Here is a 16,046-nt window from a genome sequence, read left to right as displayed (position 1 = left end):
AAACCGGGCATTTTCATCTATTGGCCGATACGGCCCAGATGCGTATCCTGAAAGCCTGATCCATATTTGAGACCGAAGCCCAGCGCCCGGTCGATGCCGATATGCACGGCCCAGATCAGCGCCATGGCGATGCAGATTTGCCAGTTCATTGCCCAGCCAAACACGGCCAGCAGAACCACGCCAATCCAGCTATGGGCGATATTATAGATCACCGCACCGGTGCGCGGCCCCTTCATATAGGCCAGGAACGACAGATCCGGCGCCAGAACCAATATGGCAAAAAGCCACCAGCTTGCGCCGTTCACCCAGTAGGCTCCGAGCGCCAGAAGCGCGAGAGACAGGCTTTCAAGGCGCTGGATCAGATTCATTTGCGCTTCGCTTCCTGATAGGCATCCCAGAGATCCGGTCGGCGTTCGCGGGTAATCCGCTCGGCCTGCGCATGGCGCCATTTCTCGATGGCGCCATGATTGCCGGATGTCAGCACATCGGGAATCGACCTCTCTTCCCAGACCTGCGGGCGCGTATAATGCGGATGTTCGAGCAATCCGGTCTCAAAACTCTCCGTTTCGCCCGATTGCTGATTGCCCATCACGCCCGGCAACAGACGCACCACGGCATCCAGCAGCACGATGGCCGCCGTCTCGCCGCCTGAAAGAATATAATCGCCGATCGACACTTCCTCGAGATGGCGCGCTTCAATCACCCGTTCATCGACGCCCTCGAAGCGCCCGCACAAAATGATCGCGCCCGGCCCGGCGGCAAGCTCGCGCACACGCTTTTGCGTCAGCGGCGCGCCGCGCGGCGTCATCAGCAGCATCGGGCGACCGTCCGCAACAGAATCGAGCGCGCGCGCAATCACATCGGGCTTCATCACCATGCCCGCGCCGCCGCCGGAAGGCGTGTCATCGACCATGCGATGCCTGCCTTCGGCAAAATCGCGGATCTGCACCGTATTAAGCTGCCATTTCGCTTCGGCCAGCGCCTTGCCCGCCAGAGAAACACCAAGCGGCCCGGGAAACATTTCCGGATAAAGCGTCAGGACCGAAGCATGGAAGAAGCCAGCTTCGCGGTCTGCCGTTCCCTGTTCCGCAGTGTCGTCCGTCATGACTTCTTCGGTCTCTTCTTGGGTTGATTGCCACCCTTCAGCGGATTGTCGTCTTCATCGGGGATCAGACCCGCCGCCAGCGGCTCGACCAGCAGGGTGCCTTTTTCAAAGTCGATCTCCGGCACGGCTGCTTCGGTAAAGGGGATGAGCATCGGGCGCTTGCCCTTCTCGCTCAGCTCAATGAGGTCGCCGCCGCCGAAATCGAACACCGCGCTGACAACGCCATAGCTCTTGCCCTCGGCATCGATGGCCGCAAGACCGATCAGGTCGGTCTGGAAGAACTCGTCGTCCTCCAGATCGTCATCCGGCAATTGCGAACGGTCGATATAAAGCGCCGTGCCATTGAGCGCCTCGGCGGCATTGCGGTCATTGACGCCCTTGAAGCGCACGATCACCACCGTCTTGGCGGCCCGCGCTTCGAGAATTTCGTAACCCTTGCCCTGCTCATCATAGAGCACGCCATAATCGCCGATGGATAGCGGGTCTTCGGTGAATGTCTTGATCCGGACTTCGCCGCGAATGCCATGAGCGGCACCGACAACGGCAAGCTGAATCGGGTTTTCTGGACGCGGCATGGTTGCCCCTGATCTGGATTCGGGCACATCGCCCCGACAGTGAGGCCAATATGCGCTTCTGATGAGCCTATCGCTTAGCGAATTAACGCCGCAACGCCAAGAAAAATGCGTAATTCTGTCAATCTGGCTGCAAGACACGCTATGGCAACCAGCCGGTAACCTCTCCCTGACACACTGTCCGCCGAAACTTCAACGGCAGATTTCAAGATGACAATGAATGGCGAATTCCTGATTCCGGCCCGTGCAGACCTTGCGGCTGCGCGTGAGGAATGGCTGAAGACATTGAAAGATACGCGCCGTCTTTCCGAAAACACCATCGAAGCCTATGAGCGCGATTCCCGACAATTTCTGAATTTTCTCACCGGCCATCTGGGCGAAGCACCCTCGCTGAAAGATGTGAGCGCCTTGCGCGTTGCCGATCTGCGCTCGTTCCTCGCCAGCCGCCGCAATAATGGCGCAAGCGCGCGCACGCTCGGGCGCGGTCTGGCTGGCGTCCGCTCCCTGCTGCGGCATCTCGAAAAGCGCGGTCTGGCCAATGCCGCCGGCGCCAGCGCCATACGCGCGCCCCGCCAGCCGAAATCTCTGCCGAAGCCGCTGACCGCAGACGATGCCCGCCGTGTGGTCGCAACCGATGGCCAGATGGCCGAGGAACCGTGGATCGCGGCGCGCAACGCCGCCGTGCTCACCTTGCTCTATGGCTGCGGATTGCGCATTTCCGAGGCGCTTGGCCTCAAAGGCGATGCGCTGTCCGATAGTTCCGCGCTTTCGATCACCATAACGGGCAAGGGCAACAAATCCAGGCTTGTGCCGCTCTTGCCGGTTGTGCACCGCGCCGTCGCTCAATATCGCGCGCTTTGTCCTTACGATCTGTCTGCCGACAAGCCGCTGTTTCGCGGCGCGAAAGGCGGCGAGCTTCATGCCGCCATCATCCAGCGCGAAATGCAGAAACTGCGCGCTGGGCTGGGCCTGCCCGACAGCGCCACGCCGCACGCGCTGCGCCATTCCTTCGCGACGCATCTGCTGGGTCGTGGCGGCGACTTGCGCACCATTCAGGAATTGCTGGGCCATGCCAGCCTGTCCACCACGCAGATTTATACCGGCGTCGATACGGAGCGCTTGCTGGAAGTCTATGACAAGGCGCATCCAAGAGCCTGAACCGGGCACCTTTCACATCGCCGAAGATTGCCTATATTCACCTTATGAAAAAGCTGCTTCTTGTTCTTCTATGCGCCGTCTTCGCCGGGTCGGTCGCCGCCCGCGCCGACGAAAAGACCACCACCTGCTCCGTTCGAGGCACTAACCTTATCGATGGTGTGGAGAAAAGCGATCCCGCTCTCTGGAAAAAACTGCGCGCGGAAGCCCAAGCAACGCCCAATCATCAGGGCCGCATCTGGAAGATCGAAAAGGACGGCATAGCGCCGTCCTATCTGTTCGGCACCATCCATCTCAGCGATCCGCGCGTGATGGACCTGCCGAAGCCGGTCGAAGAGGCTTATCGTTCAACCGGAACGGTCGTGATCGAAACCACTGATGTTCTCGATCAGAAGAACTTCCTGCGCCTGAAGCTGGAACGCCCGGAACTGCTGCTTTTCACCGATGGCAGCACGCTCAAATCGCATCTGCCTGCCGACAGGCGCGACGATATTGAGAAAAAGCTCGCCGAGCGCGGCATCATTCTTGATGCGGTTGCCAAGATGAAGCCTTGGGTTCTGACCACGCTGTTATCCCTGCCCAAATGTGAGCGCGAACGCAAAAGCGAAGGTGAAAAGTCGCTCGACGAATTTCTGGCCGTCAGCGCCCAGTCGGAAGGACGCCAAATAGCGGGCCTGGAAACGGCTGCCGAACAGTTCGAAGCCACCGAGAAGCTTCCGCTCGATTTTCACATTCGCAATCTTATCGCCACGGTCGATTACGGTGACAGAACCGAAGACGCGATGGAAACGACGACCGCGCTTTATCTGAAGGGCGAGCTTGGCATGATCATGCCCGCGCTGAGGCAGATCGTGCCGGATGCGTTGTCCGATCAGGATTACGATCTGTTCCTGAAATATCTGATCACCGACCGCAACCACACCATGGCGGATCGTGCCGTTCCACTGCTGGAAAAGGGCAATGTATTCATCGCTGTCGGCGCCCTGCATTTGCCGGGTCAGGAAGGCGTGGTGGAGCTGCTGCGGGCTAAGGGCTATCGCCTGACGGCGCTTTAACCCCTCGCCACACGCGGAACAATCGGCTTTTGCCTGCGTTCACTCTGCTCAAGTGTTTGTGACCGGCGGCCAGCCGCGCAAGCCCGATGCGACAACTGGAGGAGCGCGCAATGGTTGATCCCCTCGATCCGCGAAACGATCCCAGAACCAACCCCGTCAATACCGACCCGAGACTGTCGGACCCTTCCGGCATGCCGCCGCCACAACGCGGCGGCAGCGGCTATCTTCTCGGCGCTGTTCTGCTCGTGGCGATCATCATTCTCGGCTATTTCTTCTACAAGAATGGCACGAGAACCGACACGGCAGCACCGCCACCTGCACCCGCAACCCAGAGCGAGCCCGCAACACCGGCTCCGGCCACACCTGCCAATCCGCCAGCCCAGAATTAATTCCCATAGAAACAAGGAAGGCCCGCTTGCGCGGGCCTTTCTATATTCTCTCTAGGGCGGTTCCGGTTAAAACGGAATCGTGGAACCGCTCTATCAGTTTTTTTAAGCATTATCCTACGCAAAACCGCTACGCACTTTTGCTGGAAATGCTCGAAGAGATTACATATGGATCGGCTTGGCGAAGGTCGCCAGAGCGGATTCGCGCACGGCTTCCGACATGGTCGGATGCGCATGGCAGGTGCGGGCCAGATCTTCCGAAGAACCGCCGAATTCCATCAGAACGGCCAGTTCGTGGATCATTTCACCGGCATTGTAGCCGAGGATATGCGCGCCCAGAACACGATCCGTCGCCTTGTCGGCAAGGATTTTCACGAAACCGTCGGTGTGCAGCATGGCGCGCGCGCGGCCATTGGCCGTGAACGGGAACTTGCCGACCTTGTATTCGATACCCGCAGCTTTCAGTTCTTCTTCGGTCTTGCCGACGGAAGCCACTTCCGGCTGGGTGTAGACAACGCTTGGAATGACATCGAAATTCACATGACCGGCCTGACCGGCAATGATTTCAGCAACGGCAATGCCTTCGTCTTCAGCCTTGTGCGCCAGCATCGGGCCCTGCACCACGTCGCCGATGGCGTAAATGCCCTCGACATTGGTGCGCCAATGGTCGTCAATCGCCACGCGGCCGCGATCATCGACGGTGACGCCTGCTTCCTGAAGGCCAAGACCATCCGTGTAAGGACGACGGCCCGTGGAGATCAGAACGGCATCGGCTTCGAGCACTTCCGCATCGCCGCCCTTGACCGGCTCGAAGGTGACCTTTGCGCCCTTCCCGGACTTTTCAACGCCCGTCACTTTCGCGCTGAGCTTGAAGGCAATGCCCTGCTTTTCGAGCAGACGCTGGAACTGCTTGGAGACTTCGCCGTCCATCGCACCCAGCACCTTGTCGAGATACTCGACGACCGTGACCTTCGCGCCGAGACGCGCCCAGACCGAACCGAGTTCCAGACCGATCACACCGCCGCCGACGACGACCAGATGACCCGGCACCTTGTCGAAGGACAGAGCGCCGGTCGAGGAAACGATGGTCTTCTCATCGATGTCGACCTTGACGCCCGGAATACCGGCGACATCGGAACCCGTGGCGATGATGATGTTCTTGGCTTCGATTTCCTCAACCTTGCCGTCTTCGGCGGTCACGGAAACCTTGCCCTTGGCGACGATCTTGCCGGTGCCGATGTAAGGGGTGATCTTGTTCTTCTTGAACAGGAATTCCACGCCCGTCACATTGGCCTTCACGGTCGCGTCCTTGTGGGCCAGCATCTTTGTCAGATTGAGCTTGGGCGACACTTCCACGCCCAGCGTATCGAAGGAATGGCCAGCCTCGGCAAACACTTCCGATGCATGCAGAAGCGCTTTGGACGGAATGCAGCCGACATTGAGGCAGGTGCCGCCGAAGGTCTTGCGCTTTTCCACCACGGCAACCGAAAGACCGAGCTGCGCGGCCTTGATTGCGGCGACATAACCGCCGGGGCCCGTACCGATGACAACCACATCATAAGACATTGAATTACCCTTTTCAGTCTTTCCTGAACGTTATTCGTTTGGAACCGGCATTCGTGAGAACTGCCGGTCAGTTTTCATCCGGGGTGCATCCCTGAAAGCGGAACACTTCCCACTGAAGCGGTTTTTCGGGTTTCGCCGCTCCAAAATCATAGCCGTCGAGAGCTGTCACCAGATCGGGGAACAGCACCGCCTGCGCGGCTGGCTCATCCGCCTTGGGCAGAACTTCGGCTTCCGCGCCTTCCTTCAACGCATAGATGACGCTCTGCCAGATGCTGCAATCATCGAGGTCTTCCGCATTGGAACCGTCGCCCTTGCAATTATAGGTGATGAGGGCATAGGGCCGCGCCACGCCCTCTTCCGGCCAGATCACCATGCCGCTCAGCTTGAAGTCCGGCTTGTCATTGGCCGTGATCGTGAATTCATTGCTCGGCGCGGGCGTCATCTTGAGGTCGTTCGGCATTTCAGGCCGGAACGTCAGCGTATAGGCGCCGTCGCGGTCCTGATAGATGCCGCGATTCTGCGTGCATGCGGCCTGCACCGCAGTCGAGAACACCGATGCGGCAACGACCGAAGCGGCCGTTATTTTGAGAAGCTTAACTGCAACATGCATCTGTCGGTTCTCCTTGAGTTTGTCCGGCAGCAAATCAATTGCTTCTTACATAGCCTTTTCGGTGGCAAGTTTAAGCCCCAGAGCGATGAAGACAACACCGCTTGTGCGATCGATCCATTTCGAAGCGCGCGAGAAGGCCGCGCGCATCTTCGGCGTGGTCATGAAAATGCTGACGCCGATAAACCAGCTGATCAGCGCCGCGGCCATCACGACACCGTAACCGAGCTTCACTTCGGTCGGCGTATGCGCGTGAACGACCGTCGAGAAAATCGACAGGAAGAAGAATACGGCTTTCGGATTGAGTGCATTGGCGGCAAAGCCAAGACCGAAGGCCTTGGCAAAGCTCTGCTGTTTGCGCGGCTCCTTCGCATCGGTTTCGACATCGATCTTCGTCGTGCCGGCGCGCAGCGCCTTGATGCCGATATAGACCAGATAGGCCACACCGCACCATTTGACGATGTTGAACAGATAGATCGACTGGGAAATGATGAGGCCGAGACCCAGCACCGTATAGGTGACATGCATCATTAGCGCCGCGCCGATCCCGAAACTGGTGATAATCGCCTCGCGACGGCCATGCATCAGGGACTGGCGCATGACCATGGCAAGATCGGCCCCCGGCGAAACAATCGCAAAGGAGAAGATCGCCATCAGGGAGGCCAGTTCGAAGAGATAGGGATGCATCGCTTTTCCTTTGCTGCACTATGCGCGATTGACCGCGCAGGCAGCCATCAAAAAATCAAAGCCAGAAACATGACACCCAGACCGACCATCGAGCCGACCCAGATCAGCGACCGGATATAGGGAATGCCCGCCAGATAAAGCGGAATATAGACAATACGGCAGGCAAACCAGAGCCAGGCACCGTAAAGGCCCCACTGCGCCGCATCGCTTTTCAGCACCAAAGCCAGCGCCAGCGCGATAAAACCCGGATAGGTTTCGCGGAAATTGGCGGATGCCCGTTCCGCACGACCGGCAATGGCGCCAGAAGGCTTCAGCCCTTCGTCGCGGGGACCGGCATTCCAGTCGGTGCCGAGCTCCCGCGTCGCCGTCATGGCCTGCAGCAGCACATGTGCCACCAGCAAAACCACGCTCCAGCCGACAAGCAGCAGGTAGGGCGAAGAGGAGAAAAGACCCGGCTCCATCGTGCAAATCCCGTTTCTCGCAATCCCGACCGAAAAGCCGCCCGATCATATTCGGGCGGCTTTTCTGAATTCCAGCTTAGAGATCGAGAACCAGACGTTCCGGATCTTCCAGGCTTTCCTTGACGCGGACCAGGAAGGTCACGGCTTCCTTGCCGTCCACGATGCGGTGATCGTAGCTGAGAGCCAGATACATCATCGGACGGATCACGATCTGGCCGCCGACGACAACCGGACGATCCTGGATCTTGTGCATGCCGAGAATACCCGACTGCGGCGCATTGAGGATCGGCGAAGACATCAGCGAGCCATAAACGCCGCCATTGGTGATGGTGAAGGTGCCGCCCTGCATGTCAGCCATGGAGAGCGTGCCGTCGCGCGCTGCCTTCGCCAGACGACCCAGTTCCTTTTCCACGCCAGCGATCGAAAGCTGATCGGCGTCGCGGATGACCGGAACCACAAGACCCTTGTCGGTGCCGACAGCCATGCCGACATGCGCGAAGTTCTTGTAGATGATGTCGGTGCCATCGATCTCGGCGTTAACAGCCGGGATTTCCTTCAGCGCATGGGTCACGGCCTTCGTGAAGAAGCCCATGAAGCCGAGCTTCACGCCATGCTTCTTTTCGAAGACGTCCTTGTACTTGGTGCGCAGTTCCATGACGGCGGACATGTCGACTTCGTTATAGGTCGTCAACATGGCGGCAGTGTTCTGCGCATCCTTCAGACGCTTCGCGATGGTCTGGCGCAGACGGGTCATCTTCACGCGTTCTTCACGCGATGCATCGTCAGCCGACGAAGCCGGACGTGGAGCAGCGGCTGCGACCGGTGCCGGAGCAGCCGAAACACCCTTTGCGATGGCGTCAAGAACGTCGCCTTTCAGAACCTGACCGCGCTTGCCCGAGCCTTCAACCTGATCGGCGGACAGACCGCTTTCAGCCAGAAGCTTGGAAGCGGCAGGGGCTGGCTGCATGGCTGGGCCTGAAGACGTCGAAGCAGCCGGTGCAGCGGCTGCAGCAGGCGCCGCGGCGGCAGGCTTGGCTTCTTCCTTCTTCGGAGCGGGAGCGGCAACCGCACCCTCACCGGAAATCTGGCCCAGCAGAGCGTTGACTTCTACCGTGTCGCCTTCCTTGGCCACGATTTCAGCCAGCACGCCAGCAGCAGCAGCCGGAACTTCCACTGTCACCTTATCGGTTTCCAGTTCCACCAGCGGTTCGTCGATGGCGACGGCATCGCCAACCTTCTTGAACCATTTTCCGATGGTTGCCTCAGTAACGGACTCCCCAAGCGTGGGAACGCGAATTTCGGTGGCCATGGTTTCTTCTTCCGTTGATCTTCAAACTTTGGATTTTGTGTTCAATTCAGGCTGGAGCAGTTTCGAAAAACCGCTCCAGAACTATAACCCGGATCAGTTGCCGAGCGCATCCTCAAGGAAAGCCTCAAGCTGCGCAAGATGCTTCGACATCAGGCCGGTTGCCGGAGAAGCGGCAGCCGGGCGGCCCGTGTAACGGACGCGCTGATGCTTGGCATCGATATGCGCCAGCACCCATTCCAGATACGGATCGATGAACGACCACGCACCCATGTTCTTCGGCTCTTCCTGACACCAGACGATCTCCGCATGGCGGAAACGCGACAGCTCGTTGATGAGTGCCTTGGCCGGGAACGGGTAGAGCTGTTCCACGCGCAGCAGGTAGACATCGTCGATACCGCGCTTTTCACGCTCTTCGAAGAGGTCGTAATAGACCTTGCCCGAGCAGAGCACGACGCGACGGATCTTGGCGTCCTTCTGAAGCTTGATGCCTTCGTCGCCCTTGTTGTACTGCGCGTCGTCCCACAGCAGACGGTGGAACGAGGAATCGCCCGACAGTTCGCTGAGGCTCGATACGGCGCGCTTGTGGCGCAGCAGGGACTTCGGCGTCATCATGATGAGCGGCTTGCGGAAGTCACGCTTCATCTGGCGGCGCAGAATATGGTAGTAGTTAGCCGGCGTCGTAACGTTGGCAACCTGCATATTATCTTCAGCGCAGAGCTGGAGATAACGTTCCAGACGAGCCGACGAATGTTCCGGACCCTGACCTTCATAGCCGTGCGGCAGAAGGCAGACGAGACCGGACATACGCAACCACTTGCGCTCGCCCGACGAGATGAACTGGTCGAACACGACCTGCGCACCGTTGGCAAAATCGCCGAACTGGGCTTCCCAGAGAACCAGCGCGCGCGGATCGGACAGTGAATAACCATATTCGTAGCCGAGCACCGCTTCTTCCGAAAGCATCGAGTTGATGGCTTCGTAGATCGCCTGACCCTTCTGAATATTGTTCAGGGGCGTGTAGCGGTTCTGGTTTTCCTGATCGTAGAGAACCGTGTGACGCTGCGAGAAGGTGCCGCGTTCCACGTCCTGACCCGAAAGACGGATCGGATGGCCTTCCGCGACGAGCGTGCCGAAGGCAAGCGATTCAGCGGTCGCCCAATCGATGCCTTCACCGGTTTCCATCATCTTGGCGCGGTTATCGAGGAAGCGCTGGATGGTGCGGTGGACGTGGAAGTCCTGCGGCACTTCAACCAGCTTCTTGCCGATTTCCTTGAGCGTCTTGATCGGAACGCCGGTCTTGCCGCGGCGCTGCTCGTCGGCATTGTCCGCCGTGCGCAGACCAGCCCAGGCGCCGTCCAGCCAGTCGGCCTTGTTCGGCTTGTAGCTCTGTCCGGCTTCGAACTCGATTTCGAGTTTTTCGCGCCAGTCGGCGCGCATCTTGTCGACATCGGCCTGGGTGATCAGGCCTTCGGCAATCAGCTTTTCGCTATAGAGCTGAACCGTCGTCTTGTGCGCGCGGATTTCCTTGTACATCAACGGCTGGGTGAAGGACGGTTCGTCGCCTTCATTGTGGCCGAAGCGACGGTAGCAGAACATGTCCACGACCACCGGCTTGTGGAAAGTCATGCGGAATTCCATCGCAACCTTGGCCGCGAACACCACGGCTTCCGGATCGTCGCCATTGACGTGGAAGACCGGCGCTTCGACCATCTTCGCCACGTCGGACGGATAAGGCGAAGAACGCGAGAAAGCCGGATTGGTGGTGAAGCCGATCTGGTTATTGATGATGAAATGCAGCGTGCCGCCGACGCGGTGACCCTTGAGGCCGGAAAGACCGAGGCACTCGGCAACCACGCCCTGACCAGCGAAAGCGGCATCGCCGTGCAGCAGCAGCGGCAAAACCTTGGCGCGTTCGGTCAGCGGAACCATGTCGTCGCGGGTGCGGCCGACAAGCAGATCCTGCTTGGCGCGGGCCTTGCCCATGACAACCGGATTGACGATTTCAAGATGCGACGGGTTGGCGGTCAGCGACAGGTGAACCTTGTTGCCGTCGAACTCGCGGTCCGACGAAGCGCCAAGATGGTACTTCACGTCGCCCGAACCTTCCACATCATCCGGCGCATAGGAGCCGCCCTTGAACTCGTGGAAGATGGCGCGGTGCGGTTTGCCCATGACCTGCGAAAGCACGTTCAGACGGCCACGGTGCGCCATGCCGAGCACGACTTCCTTGAGGCCCATCTGACCGCCGCGCTTGACGATCTGTTCGAGTGCCGGGATCAGCGATTCACCGCCATCGAGGCCGAAACGCTTGGTGCCCTTGTACTTGACGTCGATGAACTGCTCGAAGCCTTCCGCTTCGATGAGCTTCGACAGGATGGCCTTCTTGCCTTCGGGCGTGAAAGCAACCTTCTTATCCGGACCTTCGATGCGTTCCTGAATCCAGGCCTTTTCAGCCGGATCGGAAATATGCATGAACTCGACGCCGATCGTGCCGCAATAGGTGCGCTTCAGAATGTCGAGCATTTCCGGCACGGTCGCGTATTCGAGGCCGAGCACATTGTCGATGAAAATCTTGCGATTGTAGTCGGCAGGCGTAAAGCCGTAAGCTTCCGGCTCCAGCTCGTTATAATCGTTCGGCTTTTCAGCGAGACCGAGCGGATCGAGATTGGCATGCAGATGGCCGCGCATGCGATAGGCGCGGATCATCATGATGGCGCGAACGCTGTCGCGTGCGGCCTGTGCAATCTCTTCGGCGGAAAGCGCTGCGGCAGCCTTGTCGTCGCCCTTGGCGGCCTTGCCCTTCAGCTTGTCGGTGACATGCTTTTCGACTTCGGCCCAGTTGCCGTCGAGCGCGGAGACGAGTTCGCCATTGGCGGCAATCGGCCAGTTTTTTCTGGTCCAGCTTGCGCCTTGCGCGTTCTTCTTCACATCTTCGGCATTATCGCCCAGCTTCGCGAAGAAATCGCGCCACTGCGGATCAACCGAATTCGGATCATCCTCATACTTGGCGTACAGCTCCTCGATATAATCGGCGTTGCCGCCATAGAGGAACGAGGTAAGGGCGAAAACGTCGTTGGCCTGTTCTTGCCTTGCCATAACCTAATCCGGAGCTTTGCTCCGTCTCCTTGTCAGTAGCTCATCTGCGCGGGCCGGAAGTTCCCGGAAGTTCGTTGCCGAAACCTTCATCCCTCACGCCGCCGGGGAGGAACCACAACAGACCCCGGCAAAACTCGTTTCTACGCGACCGCAGCAATCTGTTCCGACGCAATTGTCAAAACCACCCGGTCTATGTGCTCGACACCGAAGAATGACCGCGAATGCCTGTCATTCCTTTAAAGCCCGGCCCTTAAGGCCCGGTATCCGGCTTCAATATGTTTTTGTTATGCCAAACCCGGCAGCGGCTTTCGCCGCCGCCGGGATATTCAAACTCAGTCAGTCTCAGCCCTTGAGGACTTCAACCAGCGTCTTGCCAAGCTGCGCAGGCGACGGGGAGACACGGATGCCAGCCGATTCCATCGCTGCAATCTTGTCTTCCGCTCCGCCCTTGCCGCCGGAGATCACGGCGCCGGCATGGCCCATGGTGCGTCCGGCAGGAGCCGTACGGCCAGCGATGAAGCCGACCATCGGCTTCTTGCGACCGCGCTTGGCTTCGTCCTTGAGGAACTGGGCCGCATCTTCTTCAGCCGAACCGCCGATTTCACCGATCATGACGATCGACTTGGTTTCATCGTCGGCCAGGAACATTTCCAGCACGTCGATGAACTCGGTGCCCTTGACCGGGTCGCCGCCGATACCGACAGCGGTGGTCTGGCCGAGGCCCTCGTTCGAGGTCTGGAACACAGCTTCATAGGTAAGCGTGCCGGAGCGGGATACAACACCCACCGAACCCTTCTTGAAGATATTGCCCGGCATGATGCCGATCTTGCATTCTTCAGGGGTCAGGATGCCCGGGCAGTTCGGTCCGAGCAGGCGCGACTTCGAGCGTTCCAGACGCTCCTTGACGCGAACCATGTCCATGACCGGAATGCCTTCGGTGATGCAGACGATGAACGGGATCTCAGCTTCGATGGCTTCGATGATCGCGTCGGCAGCACCTGCTGGCGGAACGTAGATCACGGAAGCGTCGGCGCCCGTGCGTTCCTTGGCTTCGGCGACGGTTGCGAAGATCGGGAGCTTTTCGCCCTTCGAGCCTTCCCAGGTTTCGCCACCCTTCTTCGGATGGATACCGCCGACCATTTGCGTGCCGTAATAGGCAAGCGCCTGTTCGGTGTGGAAAGTACCGGTCTTGCCGGTCAGGCCCTGTACGAGAACCTTGGTGTCCTTGTTGACGAGAATGGACATGCCTTAATTCCCCTTCACAGCAGCGACGATCTTCTGCGCCGCATCGTCGAGATCGTCAGCCGAAATAACGTTCAGGCCGCTCTCGTTGATGATCTTCTTGCCGAGTTCCACATTGGTGCCTTCAAGACGGACAACCAGCGGAACCTTGAGGCCGACTTCCTTGACCGCGGCGATCACGCCTTCGGCGATCACGTCGCACTTCATGATGCCGCCGAAGATGTTGACCAGAATGCCCTGGACAGCCGGATCGGCGGTGATGATCTTGAACGCCGCCGTCACCTTCTCCTTGGAAGCGCCGCCGCCAACGTCGAGGAAGTTGGCAGGTTCTGCACCGTAGAGCTTGATGATGTCCATCGTTGCCATGGCAAGGCCAGCGCCGTTGACCATGCAGCCGATATTGCCGTCGAGAGCGACGTAAGCGAGATCGTACTTGGAAGCTTCGATCTCTTTTTCGTCTTCTTCCGACAGATCGCGCAGTTCCTGAATGTCAGGATGACGGAACAGCGCATTGCCGTCGAACGATACCTTGGCATCGAGAACGCGCACGCGGCCATCAGTCATGACGATCAGCGGGTTGATCTCGAGAAGGCTCATGTCCTTTTCGGTGAAGGCCTTGTAGAGGATCGGGAACAGCTTCACGCCGTCTTCGCGAGCCTGACCTTCAAGCTTCAGCGCGTCGGCGAGCTTGCCCGCGTCTTCGTCCGTTACGCCCTTGGCCGGATCGATGGCGACAGTCACGATCTTTTCAGGGGTTTCTTCGGCAACGGCTTCAATGTCCATGCCGCCTTCGGTCGAAACGACGAAAGCCGGACGGCCGACGGTGCGATCGATCAGGATCGAGAGATAGAGTTCGCGATCAATGTCGGCGCCGTCTTCGATGTAGAGACGGTTGACCTGCTTACCGGCAGGGCCGGTCTGCTTGGTGACGAGCGTGTTGCCCAGCATTTCCTTCGCATTGGCAACCACTTCCTCAACCGACTTGGCGAGGCGCACGCCGCCCTTGGCGTCGGCAGGCAGTTCCTTGAACTTGCCCTTGCCGCGACCGCCAGCATGGATCTGGCTCTTGACGACATAAAGCGGGCCGGGAAGCGTCTTTGCCCATTCTTCCGCCTGTTCGACGGAATAGACAGCCACACCGTTGGCGATCGGCGCGCCGTAGGTGTGAAGCAGGCGCTTGGCCTGATATTCGTGAATATTCATCTGGTTGTCCTCTACGGATTCCCGGTTCGTTTGGCGAACCGGTACGGCCCAAATCTTCGACCAATATTGACAGCCGGAAAAGGCCGGAGCCCCGTTCAAAACAGGGCATCCGGCCTTGTCTGGATATTATTTCAGCGACGGAGCGATACCGATGCAGGCTTCGCAAAGACCGGCAACCGAAGCCACCGACTTTTCGAACTCGGCCTTTTCCTGGCCGTCGAGATCGATTTCGATAACGCGTTCGACGCCATTGGCGCCGATCACGACCGGCACGCCGACATACATGTCCTTCACGCCATACTGACCGGTCAGCTGGGCAGCGACGGGCAGAACGCGCTTCTTGTCCTTGAGATAGGCTTCAGCCATCTGGATAGCCGAAGAAGCCGGAGCGTAGAAAGCCGAACCGGTCTTGAGCAGGCCGACGATTTCCGCGCCGCCGTCACGGGTGCGCTGGATGATCTTGTCGAGCTTTTCCTGGCTGGTCCAGCCCATCTTCACGAGATCCGGCAGGGGGATGCCGGCAACGGTGGAGTAACGCGCCAGCGGAACCATGCTGTCGCCGTGGCCGCCGAGCACGAATGCGGTGACGTCTTCAACCGAAACGTTGAACTCTTCCGAGAGGAAATAACGGAAGCGGGCGCTGTCGAGAACGCCAGCCATGCCGACGACCTTGTGAGCCGGAAGGCCCGAGAACTTCTGCAGGGCCCAGACCATCGCGTCGAGCGGGTTGGTGATGCAGATGACGAAGGCTTCAGGCGCATATTTCTTGATGCCTGCGCCAACCTGTTCCATCACCTTCAGGTTGATGCCCAGAAGATCGTCGCGGCTCATGCCAGGCTTGCGCGGCACACCGGCGGTCACGATGACAACGTCCGCGCCTTCGATGGCTGCGTAATCGTTGGCGCCGGTAAACTTCGCATCAAAACCGTCAACCGGAGAAGATTCGGCGATATCCAGTCCCTTACCCTGCGGAACACCTTCCGCAATGTCGAAAAGGACGACGTCGCCCAGTTCCTTCAGACCGGCGAGATGAGCGAGCGTGCCGCCAATCATACCGGAGCCGATGAGGGCAATCTTGTTGCGTGCCATGATTGTTTCTTTCCTCAAGTTTGATCCAGAAACGCATGAAGCCATCCGGTGTCCTTCCGGAAACGCTTAAGCGCTGCGAGGGTTCGATATGACTCTTTGCAAAAAAACACAACTCATTATTTTGCGACCAATGTTTTCAATCGGTTAGAATTATATGTTCTTACGTAAACGTAAGATAATTGGGCGGAATAATGGCAATTCCCCTCTGTCTCGCCCGTCGCCACCGTGCCGGTGACGCGATAGGCAAGCCGCCAATCCGATCGGTCATTGCCGCATCCCGCATGAAGATGCCGGGTGCGACACGCCTGGAGATCCGCGCATCCTTCCGGACGCAGCACGGTTGCTCCAACTCTTTGAACCTGCGCGTCCTGCCATGCAAAAATCGCTGGCGCGTTTTTTGGCAAAAGCGCTGAATTTGCGCGGGCACGATAGCCGATTGAGGATATAAGTCCAGTCTGTGGCAATCAGATGATAGGACCAAAGGATTGGCCGCCAGTTGCAGCCCGCAGAGCA

15 protein-coding genes are annotated in these 16,046 nt (G+C 58.8%); 3 read left to right on the top strand and 12 right to left on the bottom strand.

What is annotated here, in order from left to right:
• Positions 1-17 precede the first annotated feature (17 nt).
• Genes JAU75_RS08035 through rimM form a run of 3 tightly spaced genes read right to left on the bottom strand, consistent with a single transcriptional unit; the run spans position 18 to position 1,680 of the window.
• Positions 18-368 (bottom strand): DUF4260 domain-containing protein, encoded by a 351-nt coding sequence (locus JAU75_RS08035; protein WP_199055976.1) that lies wholly within the window; start codon positions 366-368, stop codon positions 18-20.
• Entirely contained in the window at positions 365-1,105 is a 741-nt protein-coding gene (trmD, locus tag JAU75_RS08030; protein WP_199055975.1) for a tRNA (guanosine(37)-N1)-methyltransferase TrmD, read from the bottom strand. The genes JAU75_RS08035 and trmD overlap by 4 nt, the downstream gene beginning before the upstream one ends.
• On the bottom strand, positions 1,102-1,680 hold the full coding sequence (gene rimM / locus JAU75_RS08025) for a ribosome maturation factor RimM (RefSeq protein ID WP_199055974.1): 579 nt from the start codon (positions 1,678-1,680) through the stop codon (positions 1,102-1,104). Before rimM ends, trmD begins: the two co-directional genes overlap by 4 nt.
• A 207-nt stretch (positions 1,681-1,887) precedes the next feature.
• Between rimM and JAU75_RS08020 the strand changes: the two genes are divergently transcribed.
• From JAU75_RS08020 to JAU75_RS08010, 3 genes are all read left to right on the top strand, one after another.
• Positions 1,888-2,835 carry a tyrosine recombinase XerC gene (locus JAU75_RS08020; RefSeq protein WP_199055973.1) on the top strand — a complete coding sequence of 316 codons (948 nt, stop codon included), beginning with the start codon at positions 1,888-1,890 and terminating at the stop codon, positions 2,833-2,835.
• Positions 2,836-2,879: 44 nt separating this feature from the next.
• Entirely contained in the window at positions 2,880-3,887 is a 1,008-nt protein-coding gene (locus JAU75_RS08015; RefSeq protein ID WP_199055972.1) for a TraB/GumN family protein, read from the top strand.
• A gap of 110 nt (positions 3,888-3,997) precedes the next feature.
• Positions 3,998-4,276, top strand: coding sequence for a hypothetical protein (locus JAU75_RS08010; RefSeq protein ID WP_199055971.1), 279 nt, complete (start codon positions 3,998-4,000; stop codon positions 4,274-4,276).
• Positions 4,277-4,435: 159 nt separating this feature from the next.
• On the opposite strand, the gene lpdA is transcribed toward JAU75_RS08010, so the two are convergent.
• The 9 genes from lpdA to mdh all read right to left on the bottom strand — a co-directional run bounded on the left by lpdA (position 4,436) and on the right by mdh (position 15,533).
• Positions 4,436-5,839 (bottom strand): dihydrolipoyl dehydrogenase, encoded by a 1,404-nt coding sequence (gene lpdA / locus JAU75_RS08005; protein ID WP_199055970.1) that lies wholly within the window; start codon positions 5,837-5,839, stop codon positions 4,436-4,438.
• A 67-nt stretch (positions 5,840-5,906) separates the two neighbouring features.
• Complete coding sequence (locus JAU75_RS08000; protein WP_199055969.1) at positions 5,907-6,449, bottom strand: hypothetical protein; 543 nt, start codon at positions 6,447-6,449, stop codon at positions 5,907-5,909.
• A 45-nt stretch (positions 6,450-6,494) separates the two neighbouring features.
• On the bottom strand, positions 6,495-7,133 hold the full coding sequence (locus JAU75_RS07995; protein WP_199055968.1) for a LysE family translocator: 639 nt from the start codon (positions 7,131-7,133) through the stop codon (positions 6,495-6,497).
• A gap of 47 nt (positions 7,134-7,180) precedes the next feature.
• On the bottom strand, positions 7,181-7,594 hold the full coding sequence (locus JAU75_RS07990) for an MAPEG family protein (protein WP_199055967.1): 414 nt from the start codon (positions 7,592-7,594) through the stop codon (positions 7,181-7,183).
• Positions 7,595-7,670: 76 nt separating this feature from the next.
• Entirely contained in the window at positions 7,671-8,903 is a 1,233-nt protein-coding gene (odhB, locus tag JAU75_RS07985) for a 2-oxoglutarate dehydrogenase complex dihydrolipoyllysine-residue succinyltransferase (RefSeq protein ID WP_199055966.1), read from the bottom strand.
• A gap of 93 nt (positions 8,904-8,996) precedes the next feature.
• Positions 8,997-11,999 carry a 2-oxoglutarate dehydrogenase E1 component gene (locus JAU75_RS07980; RefSeq protein ID WP_199055965.1) on the bottom strand — a complete coding sequence of 1,001 codons (3,003 nt, stop codon included), beginning with the start codon at positions 11,997-11,999 and terminating at the stop codon, positions 8,997-8,999.
• Between the two features lie 342 nt (positions 12,000-12,341).
• On the bottom strand, positions 12,342-13,244 hold the full coding sequence (gene sucD / locus JAU75_RS07975) for a succinate--CoA ligase subunit alpha (protein ID WP_104755057.1): 903 nt from the start codon (positions 13,242-13,244) through the stop codon (positions 12,342-12,344).
• A 3-nt stretch (positions 13,245-13,247) separates the two neighbouring features.
• Complete coding sequence (sucC, locus tag JAU75_RS07970; RefSeq protein WP_199055964.1) at positions 13,248-14,444, bottom strand: ADP-forming succinate--CoA ligase subunit beta; 1,197 nt, start codon at positions 14,442-14,444, stop codon at positions 13,248-13,250.
• Positions 14,445-14,570: 126 nt separating this feature from the next.
• Positions 14,571-15,533, bottom strand: coding sequence for a malate dehydrogenase (gene mdh / locus JAU75_RS07965; protein WP_199055963.1), 963 nt, complete (start codon positions 15,531-15,533; stop codon positions 14,571-14,573).
• Between the last annotated feature and the right edge of the window lie 513 nt (positions 15,534-16,046).

The sequence above is a fragment of the Ochrobactrum sp. Q0168 genome, from assembly GCF_016427605.1.
Classification (GTDB): Bacteria; Pseudomonadota; Alphaproteobacteria; order Rhizobiales; family Rhizobiaceae; genus Brucella.
The sequence above is the reverse complement of the archived record's forward strand: the minus strand, read 5'-3'. Positions and strand labels throughout refer to the sequence as shown.